The organism is Saccharopolyspora sp. NPDC000995 (genome assembly GCF_053599315.1).
This window is the reverse complement of the sequence record NZ_JBSFLZ010000094.1, coordinates 13,077-29,192: the sequence shown is the minus strand read 5'-3', so window position 1 is coordinate 29,192 and position 16,116 is coordinate 13,077. Positions and strand designations below refer to the sequence as shown.

Sequence of the window (16,116 nt, the reverse complement as noted above, 5' to 3'; positions counted from 1 at the left end):
TAGTGACACGCCCCGTCACCGGGCCAATCAGCATTCCCGCAGATCAACCCACGTTTTCACGGACTAGTCAGCAACCTGATCTGTGGAACCTGGGATGCTCAGCAGTCAGGTGATCCAGAACTTGTTTTCCACCAGCGGAATCCTGCGCCGACGCAGCAGTGGTGATCACAACAAGCAAGAGGCCCAATACATCGGTGGCGATATGCCGCTTCCTGCCCTTGATCTTTTTGCCTACATCAATTCCCTGGCTGGACTCACCGACATTGCACGACGTTTTGACACTCCGGGAGTCAATGATCGCCGCAGTCGGGGTCGCCGCGCGACCCTCGCCGCCACGCCCGGCCCGCGCCGCGCGGCACGCCATGCCGTCAACGTCGGCTCGATCAACGCCCATCGGGCATCGGACAGGTCGCTGGGGTACGCGCCGGACACTCACAAGTTGATCAAACTATCAGGTGCTATCTGAAACGGACAGATCAACATCAAACGAGATCAAATGCCCTCTAGAGGATGACTACGCCAGCACGGCGAAACCGCAGATCGACTGGGACGACCACGACGCCCGGGAGGAATTGATCGACTCACGGGCTCGGGACGGGTACGCGCTGCTGGCCCTGCTGGACGACCACGAGCTGGGTGAGGGCGTGGACAAGGCCGTGCGGCTGCTGGCCACCGTGCTGGGCCAGGGCTTGGCCGACGACGGCGACGGGGTGTTCCGCATCGTCCGCAAGGGACTGCGGCGAGAGCGAGCGAGGATCTCCAGCGGGAAATCCGAAACACGGTTGCACGTCTCCGTTCGCGAGTCGCGATCTGTTCCGAAGGCCCAGGTTCGGCTCGGAGGTGTCATCGGAATGCCGGGCACGTCGTTCGAGACGAGGAAGCCGGGCGCGGCGGGTAGATCACCGCGTTCCGGTGCGGACATCGGGGACGGTTCGCCCGATGGTCGTGATCACAGCTGGGCTCTCTATGAATCCGTCACCCGTGAGTCAATTGCGGCGAAAGAACGTTTTGCCGCGTTACACGGCGATCAAAAAACCTGGTCTTACGCTCGCTGGCCGGATTCCGCGGCGAACAGGCGCAGTCCGCGCCAGACGGACTCGACCCTCTGAGCGGCTTCCCGGCTGCCTTCGGGGATTCCGGCAGCCAGTTCCGCCTCCAGTCCGAGGGAGTCGGTGATGACGCACGTCGCGGTGCCAGCTGCCGACGGCGTGGTGGTGAAGGACCGCCTGGCGGTGTGACTTTCGCCTGTTAACCCCGCTGTCATTCCAGGTCAAGCGCCCGCAATACAGCGCGGGAAGCATTGCGGCATGACTTCCGGACAGCATTGCCACGGGCGCGGGGATTGGACCCGCGAACTCATCGAGCTGGCCGCCCTGCTCCTGGCGGCGGGGACGGCGAACGTGTTCGTCACCGGTTTGCAGAGCCAGGCCGGCGGATCGCTGGCGCTGCTGTCCATCGGTGCCGTTGTGCTGGTAGCGGGTGCCGCGAGGTGGTGGCGGCATCGCCAGCGCCCGTCCGTCGAGACCACCGCGCCGGCCGCCGTGCCGATCCCGGAGGTCGTGAGCGTGCAGCAGACGCTGTGGCGGCTGCGGGCGTCGGTGACCGACACGCCGGGCAGGTTGGCGCGCCTGGCCGGTGCCTTGGCCGCGCTCGGCGCGGACATCCGGACCATGCAGGTCCACCCCGTGGCCGGTGGCGTGGTGGACGAGGTGCTGCTGCACGTGCCGACGCGGGTGAGCAGGCGGGAGCTGATCGCCGCCGTCGAGACCGCCGGTGGTTGCGAGGTAACCGCGGAGCGGGCGGACGTCCGCGAGCTCGACGACGTGCCGACCCGGACCGCGAACTTGGCGATCGACCTCGTCAACGGCCGCACCGACCTGATCCGGGCGCTGCGCGCACTGCTGGGGCAGGTCGCGGTGCACTGGCAGGAAGCGCCCGAGCCGCCGCTGGAGGTCGGCTCGTTCACGGGCGGCGCGATGTGCTTGGCGGACCCCGGCGGCGGGGTGCTAGTTCTAAAGCGGCCTGGTGGTTCCTTCACCCCGGCGGAGTTCGCGCGGGCGCGGGCCATAGTGGACCTGGCCGAGAGCTGCCGCGCGCGGGTGCGGCTGGTGCTGGACGTCGCGCGCACCGCCAGCGGCGCGGAGTTGACGGTCCGGCTCGCGGACCGGGCGGACGTGGAGCTGGTTTCGGCGTTCCACGAGCGCTGTTCCAGCGCGGCCCGCTACCGGCGCTACTTCAGCCCCGGACCGACGCCGGGGGAGCGCGGCCTGCAGCGGCTGCTCACCCCTGCCCTGGGGCGATCTCTGCTGGCGCTGGCGCCGGACGGGCACGTGGTCGGCATGGGGAACCTGATCTACGACGGGGATTCCGGGGAGCTGGCCCTGCTGGTCCGCGACGACTGGCAGCGGCAGGGCGTCGGGACCGCCTTGGCGCGCAAGCTGGTCGAGCAGGCCGAGGAGCTGGGGATCGGCACGCTGACCGCGCACACCCACGTCGATAACACTGCGATCGCGCGGACGCTGCGTGGTGCCGGGCTGCGACTGGTCGGTGTGCCGGAGCCGGGCGAGTGGAGCTGGTCGCGGGAACTGCGACGGAAGGCCGGCTCCGCGGTGACGTAGTCGGGGTGCGCGCAGCCTGCCCGCGGCGGCGTCGGGCGGATGCTGCTGGTGCTGGCCGATGGTGAGGCAGTGGCGTCGGCGCTCCCGGAAACCGAAGGGGTGGAGCTGACCTGGAGGGCGGTCAGCTCACATGCGCGGCGGGGGGCAAGTCGGCCGCGGCACCCTTGGGCCATTGGGTCGGTTCCGGGCCGAGCTCGGCCAGCTGGCGGATCTGCAGCGCGCACCACGGGGACACCTCGGTCTCGTCTGCGAGGACCTCCGTGCTGAACTCTTTCCAGCCCACCCAGCGGGTTGCGGCGACCTCGTCCGGGTTGGGCTGCGGGGTGTTCTCGGTGAAGGCGACGAACACCGGGCACTTCTCGTTCTCCACCACGCCGTTGGGCATCGTGGCGCGGTACTGGAAGCCGGGCAGCACCAGCTCCAGTCCGCGCACGGTGAGCCCGAGCTCCTCGCCGAGCCGCCGGGTGATCGCCGCCTTCATGTCCTCTTCGGGCGCCGGGTGGCCGCAGCAGGTGTTGGTCCACACGCTCGGGAAGGTGTGCTTGTGGTGCGCCCGCTGGGTCAGCAGGAACTCGCCCCGGTCGTTGAACACGTAGCAGGAGAAGGCCAGGTGCAGCGGTGTGTCCTGGTGGTGCACGATCGCCTTGTCCTCGACCCCGATCGCTTGACCGGATTCGTCGAGCAGAACTACCTGTTCCACAGCCGTACCTCCAGGGCTTTACTCGGTGTGCCGAACAGCGCACCAGGCCGGGACGTTACGACACACCGGGCGGTGCCCGCTACACGATCTCGATCACGACCCGGTCGGGTGAACACCGCTGGTTCTCGCGTCTCACGGCGTCGGCCGCAACACCACCTTGCCATAGGTTTCGCGGTTCTCCAGGGCGGCATGCGCCCGGCCGCTTCGGCCAGTGCGAACGGCGGTCCGACCAGCGGCCGCAGGCTGCCGTCGGCGAGGGCGGCCAGCGCCTCGTTCTCCAGGGTCCGCATGCCACCGGGCACCTTCAGCAGGTTCGGTCCGAGGGCGACGTTCGCGGCCAGCGTGCGGGCGAGCAGGTCGTCGGAGGTGAAATGGTGCTCGCCGAAGTCCCTGCCGGACATGGTGATCCGGCCGCCGGGCCCGAGGAGGTTGAAGGCGGCGCGGCCGTACTCGCCGCCGGCGCCGTCGAGCACCAGGCTCACCGCGCGCCCGCCGAGGGCCTCTCGGATCGACTGGGCCCAGTTCGGCGCGGTGTAGTCGACGGCGACGTCGGCACCGAACTCCCGCACTTTGGAGACCTTGGCCGCCCCACCGGCCGCACCCACCACGGTCGCGCCGATGTTGCGGGTGCACCGCCAGCGCGCCGATTCCGCCGGCGGCCGAGGTGACCAGCATGACGTCGTCGGCGGTCGGCTGCGCGGTGCGCAGGATGGACATGGCCGCCCGGTGCCGATCATCGCGACCGCCGCGCCGAAGTCGATGCCGGCGGGCAGCACTTGCAGTGCCTCGACGTCGCGGACCGCCCGCTCGGCGTAGCCGCCGCTGACTATGCCGAGGTGGGCGACAGGCACGCTCTTCCGCGACGGCCCTCCGGCAGTCGAGACAGGCGGCGACCTGGACTGGAGCCTGGCCTTGGCCCGCTGACCGAACCGGCCGCGATTCCAACGGGAATCGCGGCCGGCTCGGGGTGGTTCAGCAAGTTTGCAGCAGCCGCTGCATCACCCGCGTGGAGAACCGCAGCGATTCCAGCGGGATCCGCTCGTCTACGCCGTGGAACATCCGCGAGTACGGCAGGTCCGGCGGCACCCGGAGGGCCTTGAACCCGAAGCCGTTGATGCCGATCGTCGCGAACGCCTTGTTGTCGGTCCCGCCCGCATTGCAGTACGGGGCCGGGTGGCCGTCCGGGTCCTCCGCGCGGACCGCCGCGCACATCGCGTCGACCAGGGTGCCGGAGAACTCGGTCTGCATCGCCACGTCGTGGTGGATGAACTCGCGGCGCACCGACGGCAGCAGCAGGGAATCGATGGTGTCCAGCAACTCCTGCTCGTGGCCGGGCAGGAACCGCCCGTCCACCGCGGCAGTGGCGCGGCCCGGGATGACGTTGGTCTGGTAGCCGCCCTCGATCATCGTGGGGTTCGCCGAGTTCCGAAGTATCACGTCGACCAGGTCGGCCACCGGCCCCATTTTCTTGAGGCCGCCGTCCACATCGGACGGTTCGAAGTCGGTGCCAAGCAGTTCGGCGGCGCGCTCCAGCAGCACCCGCACCGGCTCGATCAGCCGCACCGGGAACCGGTGCCGCCCGATGCGGGCCAGCGACTCGGCGAGGTCGGTGACGGCGTTCTCGTCGTTGGGCGAAGAACCGTGCCCGGCCCGGCCGGTGGCGATCAGCCGCAGCCACGCCTGGCCGCGCTGGGCGTTCTCGATCGGGTACAGCCGCTGGCCGTTGCCCAGGTCGAACGACACCCCGCCGCCCTCAGTGATCGCCTCGGTGACCCCGTCGAACAGTTCCGGCCGGTTGCGCACCAGCCAGTGCGAGCCGAACTTGCCGCCGTCCTCCTCGTCGGCGAGGAAGCCGAACACGATGTCCCGCGGCGGTTTCCGCCCGGTGCGGGCGAATTCCCGCGCCACCGCGAGAATGACGGCGTCGAAGTCCTTCATGTCGATCGCGCCGCGACCCCACAGGCAGCCGTCGTGGACCTCCCCGCCGAACGGGTCGAAGGTCCACTCGCTGGCATCCGCCGGCACCACGTCGAGGTGGCCGTGCATCAGCAGCGCGCCCCGCGACGGATCTTCGCCCTCGATGCGGGCGATCACGCTGGCCCGGCCTGGCGCGCTCTCGACCAATGTGGACTCCACACCGACCTCGGCGAGCTTCGCCGCGACGTACTCGGCCGCCGCGCGCTCGTTGCTGGTCGGGTTGGAGGTGTCGATGCGGATCAGGTCCCGGCACAGGGCGACGACCTCGTCCCCGGCCCCGCTCATGGCCTGGGGCCTTCCAGCGTTGAAATCCCCACCGGGCGCGCCAGCCCGGCGAAGGACAGCACCATGTAGAGCAGGAAACCGGTCAGCAGCGAGTTGAGCGCCGGAATGCCCGCGTCGATGAAGTAGCCGACGCCGAAGCCCGCGACCCACACCAGCAGCGTCGCCGGCACCCAAGTGGCCACCTTGTCCGGCAGCGTGCCGGACGGGCGGGTGCGGTCCAGTTCGCCGCGCATCCGGCGGGCCACCCAGTACTCAGCGACGATGATGCCGCCGATCGGCGGGATCGCCACGCCCAGGATCTTCAGGAAGTCGGTGAAGTGCTCAAGGAAGCCCACCGCCGACAGCACGGTGCCGAGGATGCCGATCACGAGCGTGACCGACGCGCGGTGCAGGCGTTTGCCGAACACCGTGTCGACGAAGTTCACCACGCCCAGCGAGGACGCGTAGAGGTTCCAGTCGTTGATCTTCGCGGTGGACAGGATCACGATGATCAATCCGGCGAAGCCGGACGTGGACAGCACGATCGAGGTCACGTCCTTGCTGCCCACCAGCTGCCCGAGCAGCACGCCGGTCATGCCGACGATGTACTCGCTGAGGATCATCGAGCACGAGCTCTGTAGCAGGACGTGCCAGCCCTTGCGGTTGTAGCGGGTCATGTCGGGGGCGACGACCGCGCCGGACATGAAGCCGCCGGCCACGATGGTCGCAGCCGCGGGGATGGACATCGCCGCGGCCGTCGGGTCCCGGGCGATCAGCTCGCCGATGGAGTGCTGCGACAGCGTGCTGATCACGCTCCAGGCCACCAGCGCAAAGAACAGCGGCACGGCGATCTTGGCCAGCACCATCATGTACCTGAAGCCGTAGATCACCAACACGGTCAGCACGACGCCGGAGATCGCGCACCACAGCCACACCGGGCCGCCGACCAGCGACTGCATGCTCTTGCCGAAGATGCCGTTCTGCACCCCGAACCAGCCGATCATGCTGATCGCGATGACGAGGCTGACCAGCGCCGAGCCGTTGCGGCCGAACCCGGCGAAGCGGGTGAGCATGGTCATCGCCAGGCCCTCGCGCTGCCCGGCGAGGCCGACCAGGAAGATCACGATTTCCAGCAGCACCGCGCCGAGGGTGAACGCCCAGAAGGCGTCCCAGAACCCCATCGCGATGCCCAGCGAGGCGCCCAGCACGAACTGGGACAGCGAGCCGGACTGCCCGAGCCACTGCAGCAGCATCGACCCGAACCCGTAGCGCGCGTCCCGCGGGACGCGGCGCAGCGAGTAGTCGTCGCTGCCGATCTTCTTGCCCGGCGCGGCCTCGGTGGATTGCGCTGCGGTCATCACTCCTCCTCGGCGGGCAGGGCGCCCATGGTCTGCAGGTGGGCGAGGGAGCCGTAGCGGGCGACAAGTTTGTCGAACTCGGCCTGGTCGTGGAAAGTCAGCTGGCCAGCGCCGAACTCCTTGGCGACTTCGACGGCGTAGCGGGCCGCGGCGGCGATGTCGGCCTCGTGGCTGGCGCCGGTGGCGCAGCCGGGCACGGCGGTGGCGGCCACGATCGCCAGGCCCACCACCGGGGCGTCGGTCGCAGTGGCCGGCTGGAGGATCGAGTTGATGTGGTAGACGCCGTTGCCGTACGGAGTGATGTCCTGGGTGGTCACCGGGTAGGTCACCAGCGGCTCGCCGGTGACGGTCTCCAGCAGGGTGCCCAGCCGGTCGGCGACCCGCAGCACCCAGCCCTGCTTGACCGTCGGCGACAGCGCCAGGCCTTTGTGGTTGATGATCCGGTTGCCCTTGGTGGTGTCGATGGACAGCACCGCGTCCATGCCGTCGCTGACCTCGTGGGCGTTCATGGTGGCGATGCCGACCGGCGAGTCCATGAACGGCACCGGCTCGTGCGGCCGGGTCGGGGCGTCCGGGGACACGTGCGTGCTGATCAGGATGTCGCCGGGTAGCACGTCGCCGCGGGCGCGCATGGACAGCAGCTTCGCCGCGGTCGAGATGGCCGCGGCGGCGCCGTCGCCGTCGGAGACGAAACCGGTCACCTCGGGGCGGGCGCCGATGCCGCCGAGTCGACCCACGACGCCCAGCGTCGGGGCGTCGCCGCCGGATGTCTTGCCGCCAGAGCCGGGGATGAGGACCTGCACGAAGTCGGTCGTGCCCTGGTGGCCTTCGACGGTGGTGCTGGTGGCCAGCCCGGACTCGCCGGCCACCGCGTCGAGGTAGGCGACCACGCTGGCGCCGGTGATCTTCGGATCGTCGAGGAGATCCACCACGTCCAGGACGTGCTTGAGCATTCGAGCCCCTTGGGAAATCGGGATGCGCGCTGCGGCGCACCGCAAACCGCCTGCAGGCCGCGAGCACTCGGGAGGACGGGCAACCGCCCGATCTAGCGGCCTGGTGGTTGGTGAGGCATCCGCCGGAGCTGTACTTAGGACATCTCCGGCGACCGCCGTGCCAGTTACGGTGCGCTGTCGCTGACCCGACGAGCAAGGAAATCCCGTTATTTGCAAAACGCCGCTTCGCGGGGTAGAGCGCGCCGAGCCCGACGTGGTGCCGGTGCGCTCCGCCGGGCTGGGGGTGCTCAGCTGCAAAGCCGTCGACCTGCGGATGCTGCGGCGGCTCGACCTGACCTCCTCGGTGCTGGAGGTCTACGACCAGCGGGTGCGACCCGGCGAGGTGCAGCACTCCTACGGGCACCCCGGCCGAGAGCACGTCGTTGTGACGGAACGGAAGCTGCGGGTCGGACCGGCGGATTCGCCGTCCGAGCTGGGGCCGGGGACTACGTCTGTTTCCCGGCGCAGCTGCCGCGCACCTACGAGACGGTCGGCGGCGGCGGGCCTGCGGGCATGAACGCGGCCGTGCAAGCCGCGCGGGCCGGTGCCGAGGTGGTGCTGGTCTACGCCGCCGAGCAGCTCGGCGGGCAGTTCCACCGCCAGCTCCCGGAGCGGTTCGCGGCGCGGCGACCGGAGCGCATCCAGCACGGTTGGCGGTCGTTCCGGGCGCTGCGGGACGAAGTCCTGGCGAGCCCGCGGATCCGGCACCTGCCCAGCGGCACGGTGTGGTCACTGGAACCGGATCGGCGGATCAAGATCCAAAGTGGACCAGCCGATGCTCCGGATCGTCGGTTGACGGCACTGCGCGCCGATGCGCTGGTGCCGGCCACCGGGGCGCACGACCGGGTCCTCCCGTTCCCCGGTGGGACCTGCCCGGGGTGGTCAGCGCCGGGGCCGCGCAGGCGATGGCGAAGGGCCAGCGGATCGCGGTCGGGCAGCGGGTGCTGGTGGCCGGAACCGGGCCGTTCCTGCTGCCGGTGGCCGAGTCGCAGCTCGACGTGTGCGCCGAGGTCGTCGGCGTGCTGGATGCCGGGAACCCGGCCGCGTGGCTGCGGCAGCTGGCGGCGGCCGCAGGGAAGCTCGGCAAGTTCCGGGAGCTCGCGGGCTACGCGGCCCGCTTCGCCGGTCGGGTGCCGTGCCGGACCCGCACCGCAGTTATTGCGGGCGCGGAGACGACCGCGTGCGCGAGGTCGCCACGTCCAAAGTAGACGCGCAATGGCGACCGATTCCCGGTACCCAAAGCCAGTTCGAGGTCGATGCCGTTTGCGTCGGGCACGCTTCGTGCAGCAGCTGGAGCTGGCGCTGGCCGCGCGTTGCCGGATCACCGACGGCTTCGTCGAGGTCGACGCGGCACAGCGGACGTCCACGCCGGGAGTGTTCGCAGTGAAAGCGACCGGCATCGGCGGCGCCTAGCTCGCTGCCGGCGAAGGAACCGTCGCCAAGCTCGCGGCGGCAGTTCACGTCGGCGCCACCAGCTGGCGCCAGGTGGAACCCAAGTACGCGACGCACTCGTGAAGGTCTACAGCGGACGAAGATTCGCCCGAGCGCTGGCCCAAGTCCATTCGGTTGGGTCAGGCTGGTCCGAGTGGCTGACGCCCGACACGGTCGTGTGCCAGTGAGAAGAGGTCCCTTACCGCGAACTGTGGAAGAGGCGGTGCAGCAGCGCGCCGCACACAGTGCTCGCTCGCTGAAGCTGCTCTGCCGTACGGCTACCGGCGGGTCCGCGCTGGCGGACAAATCGGTCGCCGGAATGCCCTGATCGCTGCCAGGATGGGCGGTATGACCGAAGTGCGTACCACGCATACCGCCGACCTCGACGAAGCGACACGCAAAGCCGCCCGGGCACTGCTCTGGGACGTGTTCGAAGACGACATGGCAGAGCACGACTGGGAGCACTGCCTGGGCGGCATCCACGCCCTGGCGTGGGAAGGGAACGAGCTGATCGGCCACGCGGCGGTGGTCCAACGGCGTCTCCTGCACGTCGACCGAGCCCTGCGCGCCGGCTACATCGAGGGCGTCGCGGTGCGCGCGGACCGACGCCGCCGGGGCATCGCGGCGGCGATGATGGCGGAGCTGGAGGGTGTGATCCGCCGCGCCTACGACCTCGGAGCTCTGGGCGCGAGCGATGAAGGAGCGGCGCTGTACGAGGCGCGGGGCTGGCAGCGTTGGCACGGGCCGACGTTCGCCCTGGCTCCGACGGGAGTTCAACGCACGGAGGACGAAGACGACGTCATTTTCGTCTTCCCGGTGGAAGTCCCATTGGACCTGACGGGATCCCTTACCTGCGACTGGCGGGACGGCGACGCCTGGTAACCGTCCACCAAGCCTCTCCGCGCTCGCCACGAACGCGATGCGACATGCACGAGACCGCTTGAACGTGATTGATCGCGGTGAGGGTGCCAGCTGCAGCCAGCACATGACAAGTTTTCCCGGTGCGTGATCGCCGGATGTGGATAGTCAGGTCAGCTTGACCGCTCGACGCATTTCCTGCTTTCGCAAGTGGTGCGTCGCCGCGCCCTGGCTGCTGGCCGTGTCGGAGCGCGCCGGAGCGATGCCCTGTCGGCGCTTCCGCGATCCGCATGCAAACCGCGCAACGTGGCCGGGCCGTGGTCGGATGCCCGACGGCGGCCCACATGACTTCCGCGCCGCACTCGCCAGTCCCGCCGGGGCGAAGCACGAAATGTGTTTCCAGCGCCCGCAATCCAGGAGAAGGCAACCACCGAGGCCAATCCTCCAACGCCAACACCTCCACGTTGCTCGTGCGTCCGCTCAGTTACCGTGATCACAACAAGTGACGTTTGGTGGACGGATTGGAACGCGGTGAGCGTTGCACGGTGGACCAGCGCCGTCGGCCTCCACCGCGACCGGCCACCGCGGTCTGGCGGTGCTCGAAGGTCGTCCCCGCCCACGTGCGATGCGCCCTGACGGCGCTGGCGCGCATCGCCTGATCAGCGGTTTCGGCGTCGATCTTGGGTGGCTGCGAGAACGTCACCCGCCCACCGGCGTGACCTGCTGTGATGGGTCACCGATGGCCCGCCACTGGCCGTCGGTCAGGTTGGGTGAGGATTGGGTGCCGGGCAGTTAGCACGATGCCACGCGCAGCAGGTCGGCGGCTGCCCCCGACGGCCCGTTCGGTGCGATCCTCCGAAACCGCGGCGGCACGAGCGGTCCAGGATTGGGCTATTCGACGTACCCGCACGACCGGCATTCGGCCCAACGTGCAGGCGTCCACGGTGGCGGTCCGTACTCCGGGAAACAGCCGTACGTCGGCTGTTGCCGAGCAGCGCGCTGTGCCGCGTCGGCTGTTGCTGGCGGGTACTCGCCAATTCGGCCGTTTCCGACAAGGTTCTCCTTCAATTGTGGCGTTTTCCCTCTCCGATCGGAGGAAGAATGCGTCACTTACGGCACGTCGTCGGTGCCGCCGTGGCTCTGATCACGGCTGGCACGGTGCTGGCTACTCCGGCGGTCGCCGCCCCCGGCGCCGAGCACTACGCAGCACTGGGCGACTCCTACGCATCAGGGGTCGGCACCCGGGACTACTTCGAAGACAGTGGGGACTGCCTGCGCAGCCCCAAGGCCTACGCGCAACTGTGGGCCGATTCGCACGACGTCGCCAGCTTCGCGTTCGAAGCCTGCTCCGGGGCGGTCACCGGCGACGTCAACTCCGGTCAACTCGACAAGCTCAGCGCAGGCACCACGCTGGTCACCATCTCCATCGGTGGCAACGACACCGGCTTCAGCAGCGTCATCAGGGACTGCCTGCTGGGTGACGACGCCCGCTGCGATTCCGCGGTCAGCAAGGGCGAGGACCGGGCCCGCAACGAACTGCCCGACAAGCTCGACACCACCTACGCGAACATCCGCGAGGGCGCGCCGAACGCCAAGGTCGTGGTGCTCGGCTACCCGCGCCTCAACGAACTCGGCGACTGCGGCATCCCGTTCTTCTCCGACGCGAAGCGGCAGCGGATCAACGATGGTGCCGACGTGCTGGCCGAGGTGATCTCGGGTCGTGCGGAGGCAGCCGGGTTCACCTTCGCCGACACCCGCGACGCGTTCGCCGGGCACGGCGTCTGCTCCTGCGACGAGTGGATCAACGGCCCGAGCAACCCACTGGTGGAGTCCTTCCACCCGGACACCGACGGCCATGCCAAGGCGTACCTGCCGGTGCTCAACGAAATCACCGGCTGATCCCTGAAATCGTGGTCACCACTGGTCGAGCCGGGGGTGCGCGGCGCGTGCGGACCGGATTATCGCGTCGATCCGCCGGGAGTGCGCGCCTCGCCAGTACACCTGCGCGCAGTCCTCGCAGCGCGCGTAATCGTCGTAGTGGCGGCGAGTTCCCGGCTCGATCTCGTCTTCGACGTCCTCTTTGGACACCGGGTGTAGGACGCCGTTGCAGGCAGTGCACCGGGTCCACGGCTCAAGGGGAGGCGCGAACCGGCTGATGACGTCGACCATCTGCCGCGCCGGGTCCGCACCCCGCACGTAGGCCCCCGCCCGCAGAACCCGGCGGCGCAGGATGCCGCGGTCCTGGGTCAGCAGCACCCGCCGCTCCCGTTCGGCCTGCTGGATCAGCTCGTCATCGGTGGCATCGTTGCGATATGCGGTGTCGATGCCGAGCAACCGCAGCCGCCGAGCCAACTTCCCGAGGTGCACGTCCAGCACGAACCGCGGTGGCAACGACTGCGGCCGGTCGACGGACCGAATGTCGATCACTGCGCCGGGATGCGGTTGCAGGGAGGGCGTTGCGGGCGAGCCGTCGACGAGGAAGCGGCCCACCTCGGTCAGCGGAACGCCCAGCGACTCGGCGATGTGCCCGACTGTCGCGGTGCCGTCGTAGGGCAGGTCGAGGTGTGCCACCCGATACCGTGGGGCGGCGAAGAACCACAGCTCGGGATCGATGCGCACGTGTACGCTCGTCTCCGCTACCACCCGTCCATGGTCGGCCGCAACGGGAGATCCCGCGCGGCTTGGCCACCCCGCCGAACTACCGGACGCCAGCAGAAGCCGGATTCACGAACGACCCTCACGATTCAGGTGTTCACCCGGGCGCTTGAGGGCGAGGGTTTCCAGAGAGCTAATGCGATGACGGCATCGCCCGTTGTGCGTTCGGGGATCCAAGAGGCCGGATCCACCTCGATCCGGAGGGCATGCGACAGCCCAGTTGGTGCAAGGCTGGCGCCTGTGAGTCAGACGGATGTGACCGCCATCCGCACAGGCGCCAGCAGCCGAAGGCTATGGGCAAGGACGTGGGATCCAAATGTCTCGGATCACGTTTCAGGGCCCTACTTCCGTGGGCAATCACGTGTTCGCTGCCAGTGAGGGATGCCCTCAGGTGAGGTCGGAGCGGGGTGAGCCCCGAGCCCCGGCATTGCGGGCAGAGACGCCGGCTACTGACGAACTCGGGGGAATGGCCTGCGCCGTAGTGGGCTTGGACGGCCTCGACTTCGCGTTCGCCGCGGCCGTCGCGATTTTTGCGCTGAATGTCCTTTTCGTCATCTTCGATGCCAACCGGGGAAACGAATTCGTATCCTTCGTCTACCTGATGGCCAAGACCCTCGTGCTGGGGCTGGGGGACATCTTCACCTCCGGCGACGCGCTGCTGGGCGTCATCCTGGACTACGGCCTGGCCGCGCTCGTCTACCTCGTAGTCGGACAACTCATCATCAAGGCGGTCCGGCGCCGCTGACCAGGTCGGTCCTGGACTTTCGGCTCGCTGCGGGCCGCTCTAGAGACCCGGATCCGAGTCAGGCCGTAGGTCGTGGTCAGCGTGACTCCGAAGATGACACGCCGCCCCGGCGGCCAGCACGATCGCCGGCCAGCCCGAGCCGGTGCATGGCCTGCTCAAACCGGGCTCACGGGGATTGGCGGACCGGTGGGCTGAACCACCAGGTGATCAGCGGGCCAGCCACCGCTAGGACCAGGACGTAGCCGGTAGTCAGGGGGCCGAGGACGGCGTCGTGGACGGTCACCAGGCTGACGATGATGATCGAGAACTCGCCGCGGACGATCAGCACGCTGCCGGCTCGCAACCGGCCCCGCCGCCCTGCCCCGGCACGGGCGGCTGCGTACCAACCGGTGCCGATCTTGGTCAGCGCCGTCGCGGCGGCCAGTGCGATCGCCACCGGCAGCAGCGGCAGCAGCGAGGGCGGGGCCACGGAGATGCCGATCGCCAGGAAGAACGCCGCCGCGAACAGGTCCCGCAGCGGCGCGACCAGCGAGCGCACCCGGTCGGCCAACGGGCCGGTCAGCGCCAGCCCCACCAGGAACGCCCCGACCGCCGCCGAAGTGCCGGCCAGCTCCGCGATCGCGGCCACCACCAGCGCCAACCCGACGATCCGCAGCAGTAGCTGCTCGGTGTCGCGGTCCTCGACCAGGTGCCCGACGCGGTGCCCCCAGCGACGCGACGCGCCCAGTGCCAGCAGCAGGACACCCACCGCGACCGCGACGCTCGCCAGGCCGTGCAGCGCCGTCCCGCCGGTGGCCAGCACCGCCAGGATCGGCAGGTACACCGCCATCGCGAAGTCTTCCAGCAGCAGGATCGACAGCACCGCCGGAGTTTCCCGGTTGCCCAGCCGGTGCAGGTCGTCCAGCAGTCGGGACACGATCGTCGACGACGACACCCAGGTGATCCCGGCCAGCGCCACGATGCCAGTCAGGTCCAGCCCGAGCAGCCACCCTGCCAGCGCGCCCGGCGCGGCGTTGACAACCATGTCCAGCAGCCCGGACGGGACGTGCTGGCGCAGCGTCACGGTGAACTCCTCGATGGAGAACTCCAGGCCGAGGGTCAGCAGCAGGAGCACCACCCCGATCGACGCGCCGAGTTCCACGAAGTCGCGGGCCGCCGGGAGCGGTGCGATGCCGCCCTCGCCCACCGCCAGCCCCACCAGCAGGTACAGCGGGATCGGCGACACCCCGAAGCGCCGGGCCACCGTGCCGATCGCACCGAGCACGATCAGGACGATCCCCAGTTCCAGCAGGAGGGCGATCGAGGTGTGCACGGCAGTTCATCCCGCCAGGATGCGTTCCACTCCGGTGATGCCTTGTTGAGTGCCGATCACCACGAGGATGTCCCCGGCCAGCAACCCCTGGCTCGGTGCGGGGGAGGCGATGACCTCCTCGCCGCGCACGATCGCCACGATCGACGCGCCGGTGCGGGTGCGCGCGCGTGTTTCGCCGAGGGTGCGGCCGTCGAACTCCGAGCCCGCGGTCACCTCCACCTGACCGGCGTTGAGGCCCGGCACCTCGCGGGTCAGATCGGCGAAGCGCTCGGCGATCCGCGGGGCGCCCAGGATCTCGGTGACCGCGTCGGCCTCCTCCGCGCTGAGCCGGAACAGCATCCGGACATCGTCGGGATCATCGCCGGGGTAGGCGACGAAGTCGAAGTCGCCGCGCCGCCGAGCCACCACGCCGATGCGCTGGCCATCGGTGGTGGTGAACTCGTACCGCAGCCCGACACCGGGGAGCAGAACTTCGGTGACGTCCATGCGCTCATCATCGCGCCACCGCGTCGCACCCGCCGGGTACGCGCGATGCGGTGACGCGGGTCGCTGCCGGCGGATTCGCCGAGATGGCCGGGGTCTATCTGCGTTGCCTGCCGCTGCTGGCCACCAACGGTTCGCCAGCGCGGTGGTCGGCTTGGCGCCGGGTGCGGTCACCGACATGTATCGGGCCTAAGTGGACGGTGGGTTGGACGACGGCATCGGGCTCGTTGGCCGGGGCCGGTTTCCGGCCGGTGCTCACGGAGGCCCCCGGGGTTCCGGGGCCTCCGTGCGAAGTGGTGATCAGCGGCAGTGCCAGCGGCCTGGTGTCGACGCCCAGCTCCACGAGCCGTGGTGCCAAACGTGGTGCCGGCTCCCGTGCACCCACCAGCAGTGGCGTACCGAGTGGACTTGCATGGCGGCTGTCGCGACCGTCGAGCTGTCGGCGGCGGGTGCGGCGTTCGCGGTCGTGCCGATGGCGAACCCCCCACCGGCAAGTGCCGCCGAGATGCTGAGTGCCGCGATCGTCCTGGCGGACCTGTTACGCATGGCCGACCTTCTTCCCGAGCCTCCCGCAGCCCGCCTTCTAGGGGTGGGGTGGCCTCCCGGCTAGGCCGCGGAGGGGTTCGATTGTCGTGGTCCCGAAACCTACTGCGGGTAAATGGCCTGGATCTGGCTCTGCACCTACCCCCAAAGCCCGCAGCTTCGGTTACGCCCGCCAGGGTC

General features: G+C 69.4%; 17 protein-coding genes and 2 pseudogenes. 10 read left to right on the top strand and 9 right to left on the bottom strand.

Annotated elements, in window-relative coordinates; genetic code table 11:
• Positions 1-112 precede the first annotated feature (112 nt).
• Positions 113-432, bottom strand: a pseudogene (locus ACWDKQ_RS25695) (transposase); the annotation flags it as partial.
• Positions 433-455: 23 nt separating this feature from the next.
• On the opposite strand from ACWDKQ_RS25695, the gene ACWDKQ_RS25690 reads away from it, so the two are divergent.
• Both ACWDKQ_RS25690 and ACWDKQ_RS25685 read left to right on the top strand, forming a co-directional pair.
• Positions 456-1,109 carry a hypothetical protein gene (locus tag ACWDKQ_RS25690; protein WP_450141320.1) on the top strand — a complete coding sequence of 218 codons (654 nt, stop codon included), beginning with the start codon at positions 456-458 and terminating at the stop codon, positions 1,107-1,109.
• 198 nt (positions 1,110-1,307) lie between these two features.
• A complete protein-coding gene (locus ACWDKQ_RS25685; protein ID WP_450141319.1) occupies positions 1,308-2,618 on the top strand; it encodes a GNAT family N-acetyltransferase in 1,311 nt (436 codons plus the stop codon).
• A 121-nt stretch (positions 2,619-2,739) separates the two neighbouring features.
• Here ACWDKQ_RS25685 and idi read toward each other — a convergent pair whose 3' ends face one another.
• From idi to ACWDKQ_RS25660, 5 genes are all read right to left on the bottom strand, one after another.
• Positions 2,740-3,318 (bottom strand): isopentenyl-diphosphate Delta-isomerase, encoded by a 579-nt coding sequence (gene idi / locus ACWDKQ_RS25680; protein WP_450141318.1) that lies wholly within the window; start codon positions 3,316-3,318, stop codon positions 2,740-2,742.
• Positions 3,306-4,169 (bottom strand): zinc-binding dehydrogenase, encoded by an 864-nt coding sequence (locus tag ACWDKQ_RS25675; RefSeq protein ID WP_450141317.1) that lies wholly within the window; start codon positions 4,167-4,169, stop codon positions 3,306-3,308. Before ACWDKQ_RS25675 ends, idi begins: the two co-directional genes overlap by 13 nt.
• 121 nt (positions 4,170-4,290) lie before the next feature.
• Positions 4,291-5,580, bottom strand: a complete 1,290-nt coding sequence (locus ACWDKQ_RS25670) for a M20/M25/M40 family metallo-hydrolase (RefSeq protein ID WP_450141316.1) — start codon at positions 5,578-5,580, stop codon at positions 4,291-4,293.
• Complete coding sequence (locus ACWDKQ_RS25665) at positions 5,577-6,917, bottom strand: cytosine permease (protein ID WP_450141315.1); 1,341 nt, start codon at positions 6,915-6,917, stop codon at positions 5,577-5,579. The genes ACWDKQ_RS25670 and ACWDKQ_RS25665 overlap by 4 nt, the downstream gene beginning before the upstream one ends.
• Positions 6,917-7,870 (bottom strand): DUF1177 domain-containing protein, encoded by a 954-nt coding sequence (locus ACWDKQ_RS25660; RefSeq protein WP_450141314.1) that lies wholly within the window; start codon positions 7,868-7,870, stop codon positions 6,917-6,919. The genes ACWDKQ_RS25665 and ACWDKQ_RS25660 overlap by 1 nt, the downstream gene beginning before the upstream one ends.
• 253 nt (positions 7,871-8,123) lie before the next feature.
• Between ACWDKQ_RS25660 and ACWDKQ_RS25655 the strand changes: the two genes are divergently transcribed.
• The 6 genes and pseudogenes from ACWDKQ_RS25655 to ACWDKQ_RS25630 all read left to right on the top strand — a co-directional run bounded on the left by ACWDKQ_RS25655 (position 8,124) and on the right by ACWDKQ_RS25630 (position 12,097).
• Complete coding sequence (locus ACWDKQ_RS25655) at positions 8,124-8,426, top strand: hypothetical protein (protein ID WP_450141313.1); 303 nt, start codon at positions 8,124-8,126, stop codon at positions 8,424-8,426.
• Positions 8,423-8,716 (top strand): annotated as a pseudogene (locus ACWDKQ_RS25650) (FAD/NAD(P)-binding oxidoreductase); the annotation flags it as partial. The gene ACWDKQ_RS25655 and the pseudogene ACWDKQ_RS25650, both read left to right, overlap by 4 nt.
• Positions 8,717-8,787: 71 nt before the next feature.
• A complete protein-coding gene (locus ACWDKQ_RS25645) occupies positions 8,788-9,117 on the top strand; it encodes a hypothetical protein (RefSeq protein ID WP_450141322.1) in 330 nt (109 codons plus the stop codon).
• A 55-nt stretch (positions 9,118-9,172) separates the two neighbouring features.
• Positions 9,173-9,322, top strand: a complete 150-nt coding sequence (locus ACWDKQ_RS25640) for a hypothetical protein (protein WP_450141321.1) — start codon at positions 9,173-9,175, stop codon at positions 9,320-9,322.
• 357 nt (positions 9,323-9,679) lie between these two features.
• Positions 9,680-10,222: a GNAT family N-acetyltransferase gene (locus tag ACWDKQ_RS25635; RefSeq protein WP_450141312.1), complete on the top strand. Its 543-nt coding sequence runs from the start codon at positions 9,680-9,682 to the stop codon at positions 10,220-10,222.
• Between the two features lie 1,077 nt (positions 10,223-11,299).
• Positions 11,300-12,097 carry an SGNH/GDSL hydrolase family protein gene (locus ACWDKQ_RS25630; RefSeq protein ID WP_450141311.1) on the top strand — a complete coding sequence of 266 codons (798 nt, stop codon included), beginning with the start codon at positions 11,300-11,302 and terminating at the stop codon, positions 12,095-12,097.
• A 15-nt stretch (positions 12,098-12,112) separates the two neighbouring features.
• Here ACWDKQ_RS25630 and ACWDKQ_RS25625 read toward each other — a convergent pair whose 3' ends face one another.
• A complete protein-coding gene (locus ACWDKQ_RS25625) occupies positions 12,113-12,817 on the bottom strand; it encodes a Mut7-C RNAse domain-containing protein (RefSeq protein ID WP_450141310.1) in 705 nt (234 codons plus the stop codon).
• 427 nt (positions 12,818-13,244) lie between these two features.
• Between ACWDKQ_RS25625 and ACWDKQ_RS25620 the strand changes: the two genes are divergently transcribed.
• Positions 13,245-13,598, top strand: coding sequence for a hypothetical protein (locus ACWDKQ_RS25620; protein WP_450141309.1), 354 nt, complete (start codon positions 13,245-13,247; stop codon positions 13,596-13,598).
• Between the two features lie 166 nt (positions 13,599-13,764).
• Here ACWDKQ_RS25620 and ACWDKQ_RS25615 read toward each other — a convergent pair whose 3' ends face one another.
• Both ACWDKQ_RS25615 and ACWDKQ_RS25610 read right to left on the bottom strand, forming a co-directional pair.
• A complete protein-coding gene (locus ACWDKQ_RS25615; protein ID WP_450141308.1) occupies positions 13,765-14,910 on the bottom strand; it encodes a cation:proton antiporter in 1,146 nt (381 codons plus the stop codon).
• A 6-nt stretch (positions 14,911-14,916) separates the two neighbouring features.
• Complete coding sequence (locus ACWDKQ_RS25610; protein WP_450141307.1) at positions 14,917-15,396, bottom strand: cation:proton antiporter regulatory subunit; 480 nt, start codon at positions 15,394-15,396, stop codon at positions 14,917-14,919.
• 409 nt (positions 15,397-15,805) lie between these two features.
• Here ACWDKQ_RS25610 and ACWDKQ_RS25605 point away from each other — a divergent pair, with 409 nt between their 5' ends.
• A complete protein-coding gene (locus tag ACWDKQ_RS25605) occupies positions 15,806-16,003 on the top strand; it encodes a hypothetical protein (protein WP_450141306.1) in 198 nt (65 codons plus the stop codon).
• Positions 16,004-16,116: the final 113 nt, after the last annotated feature.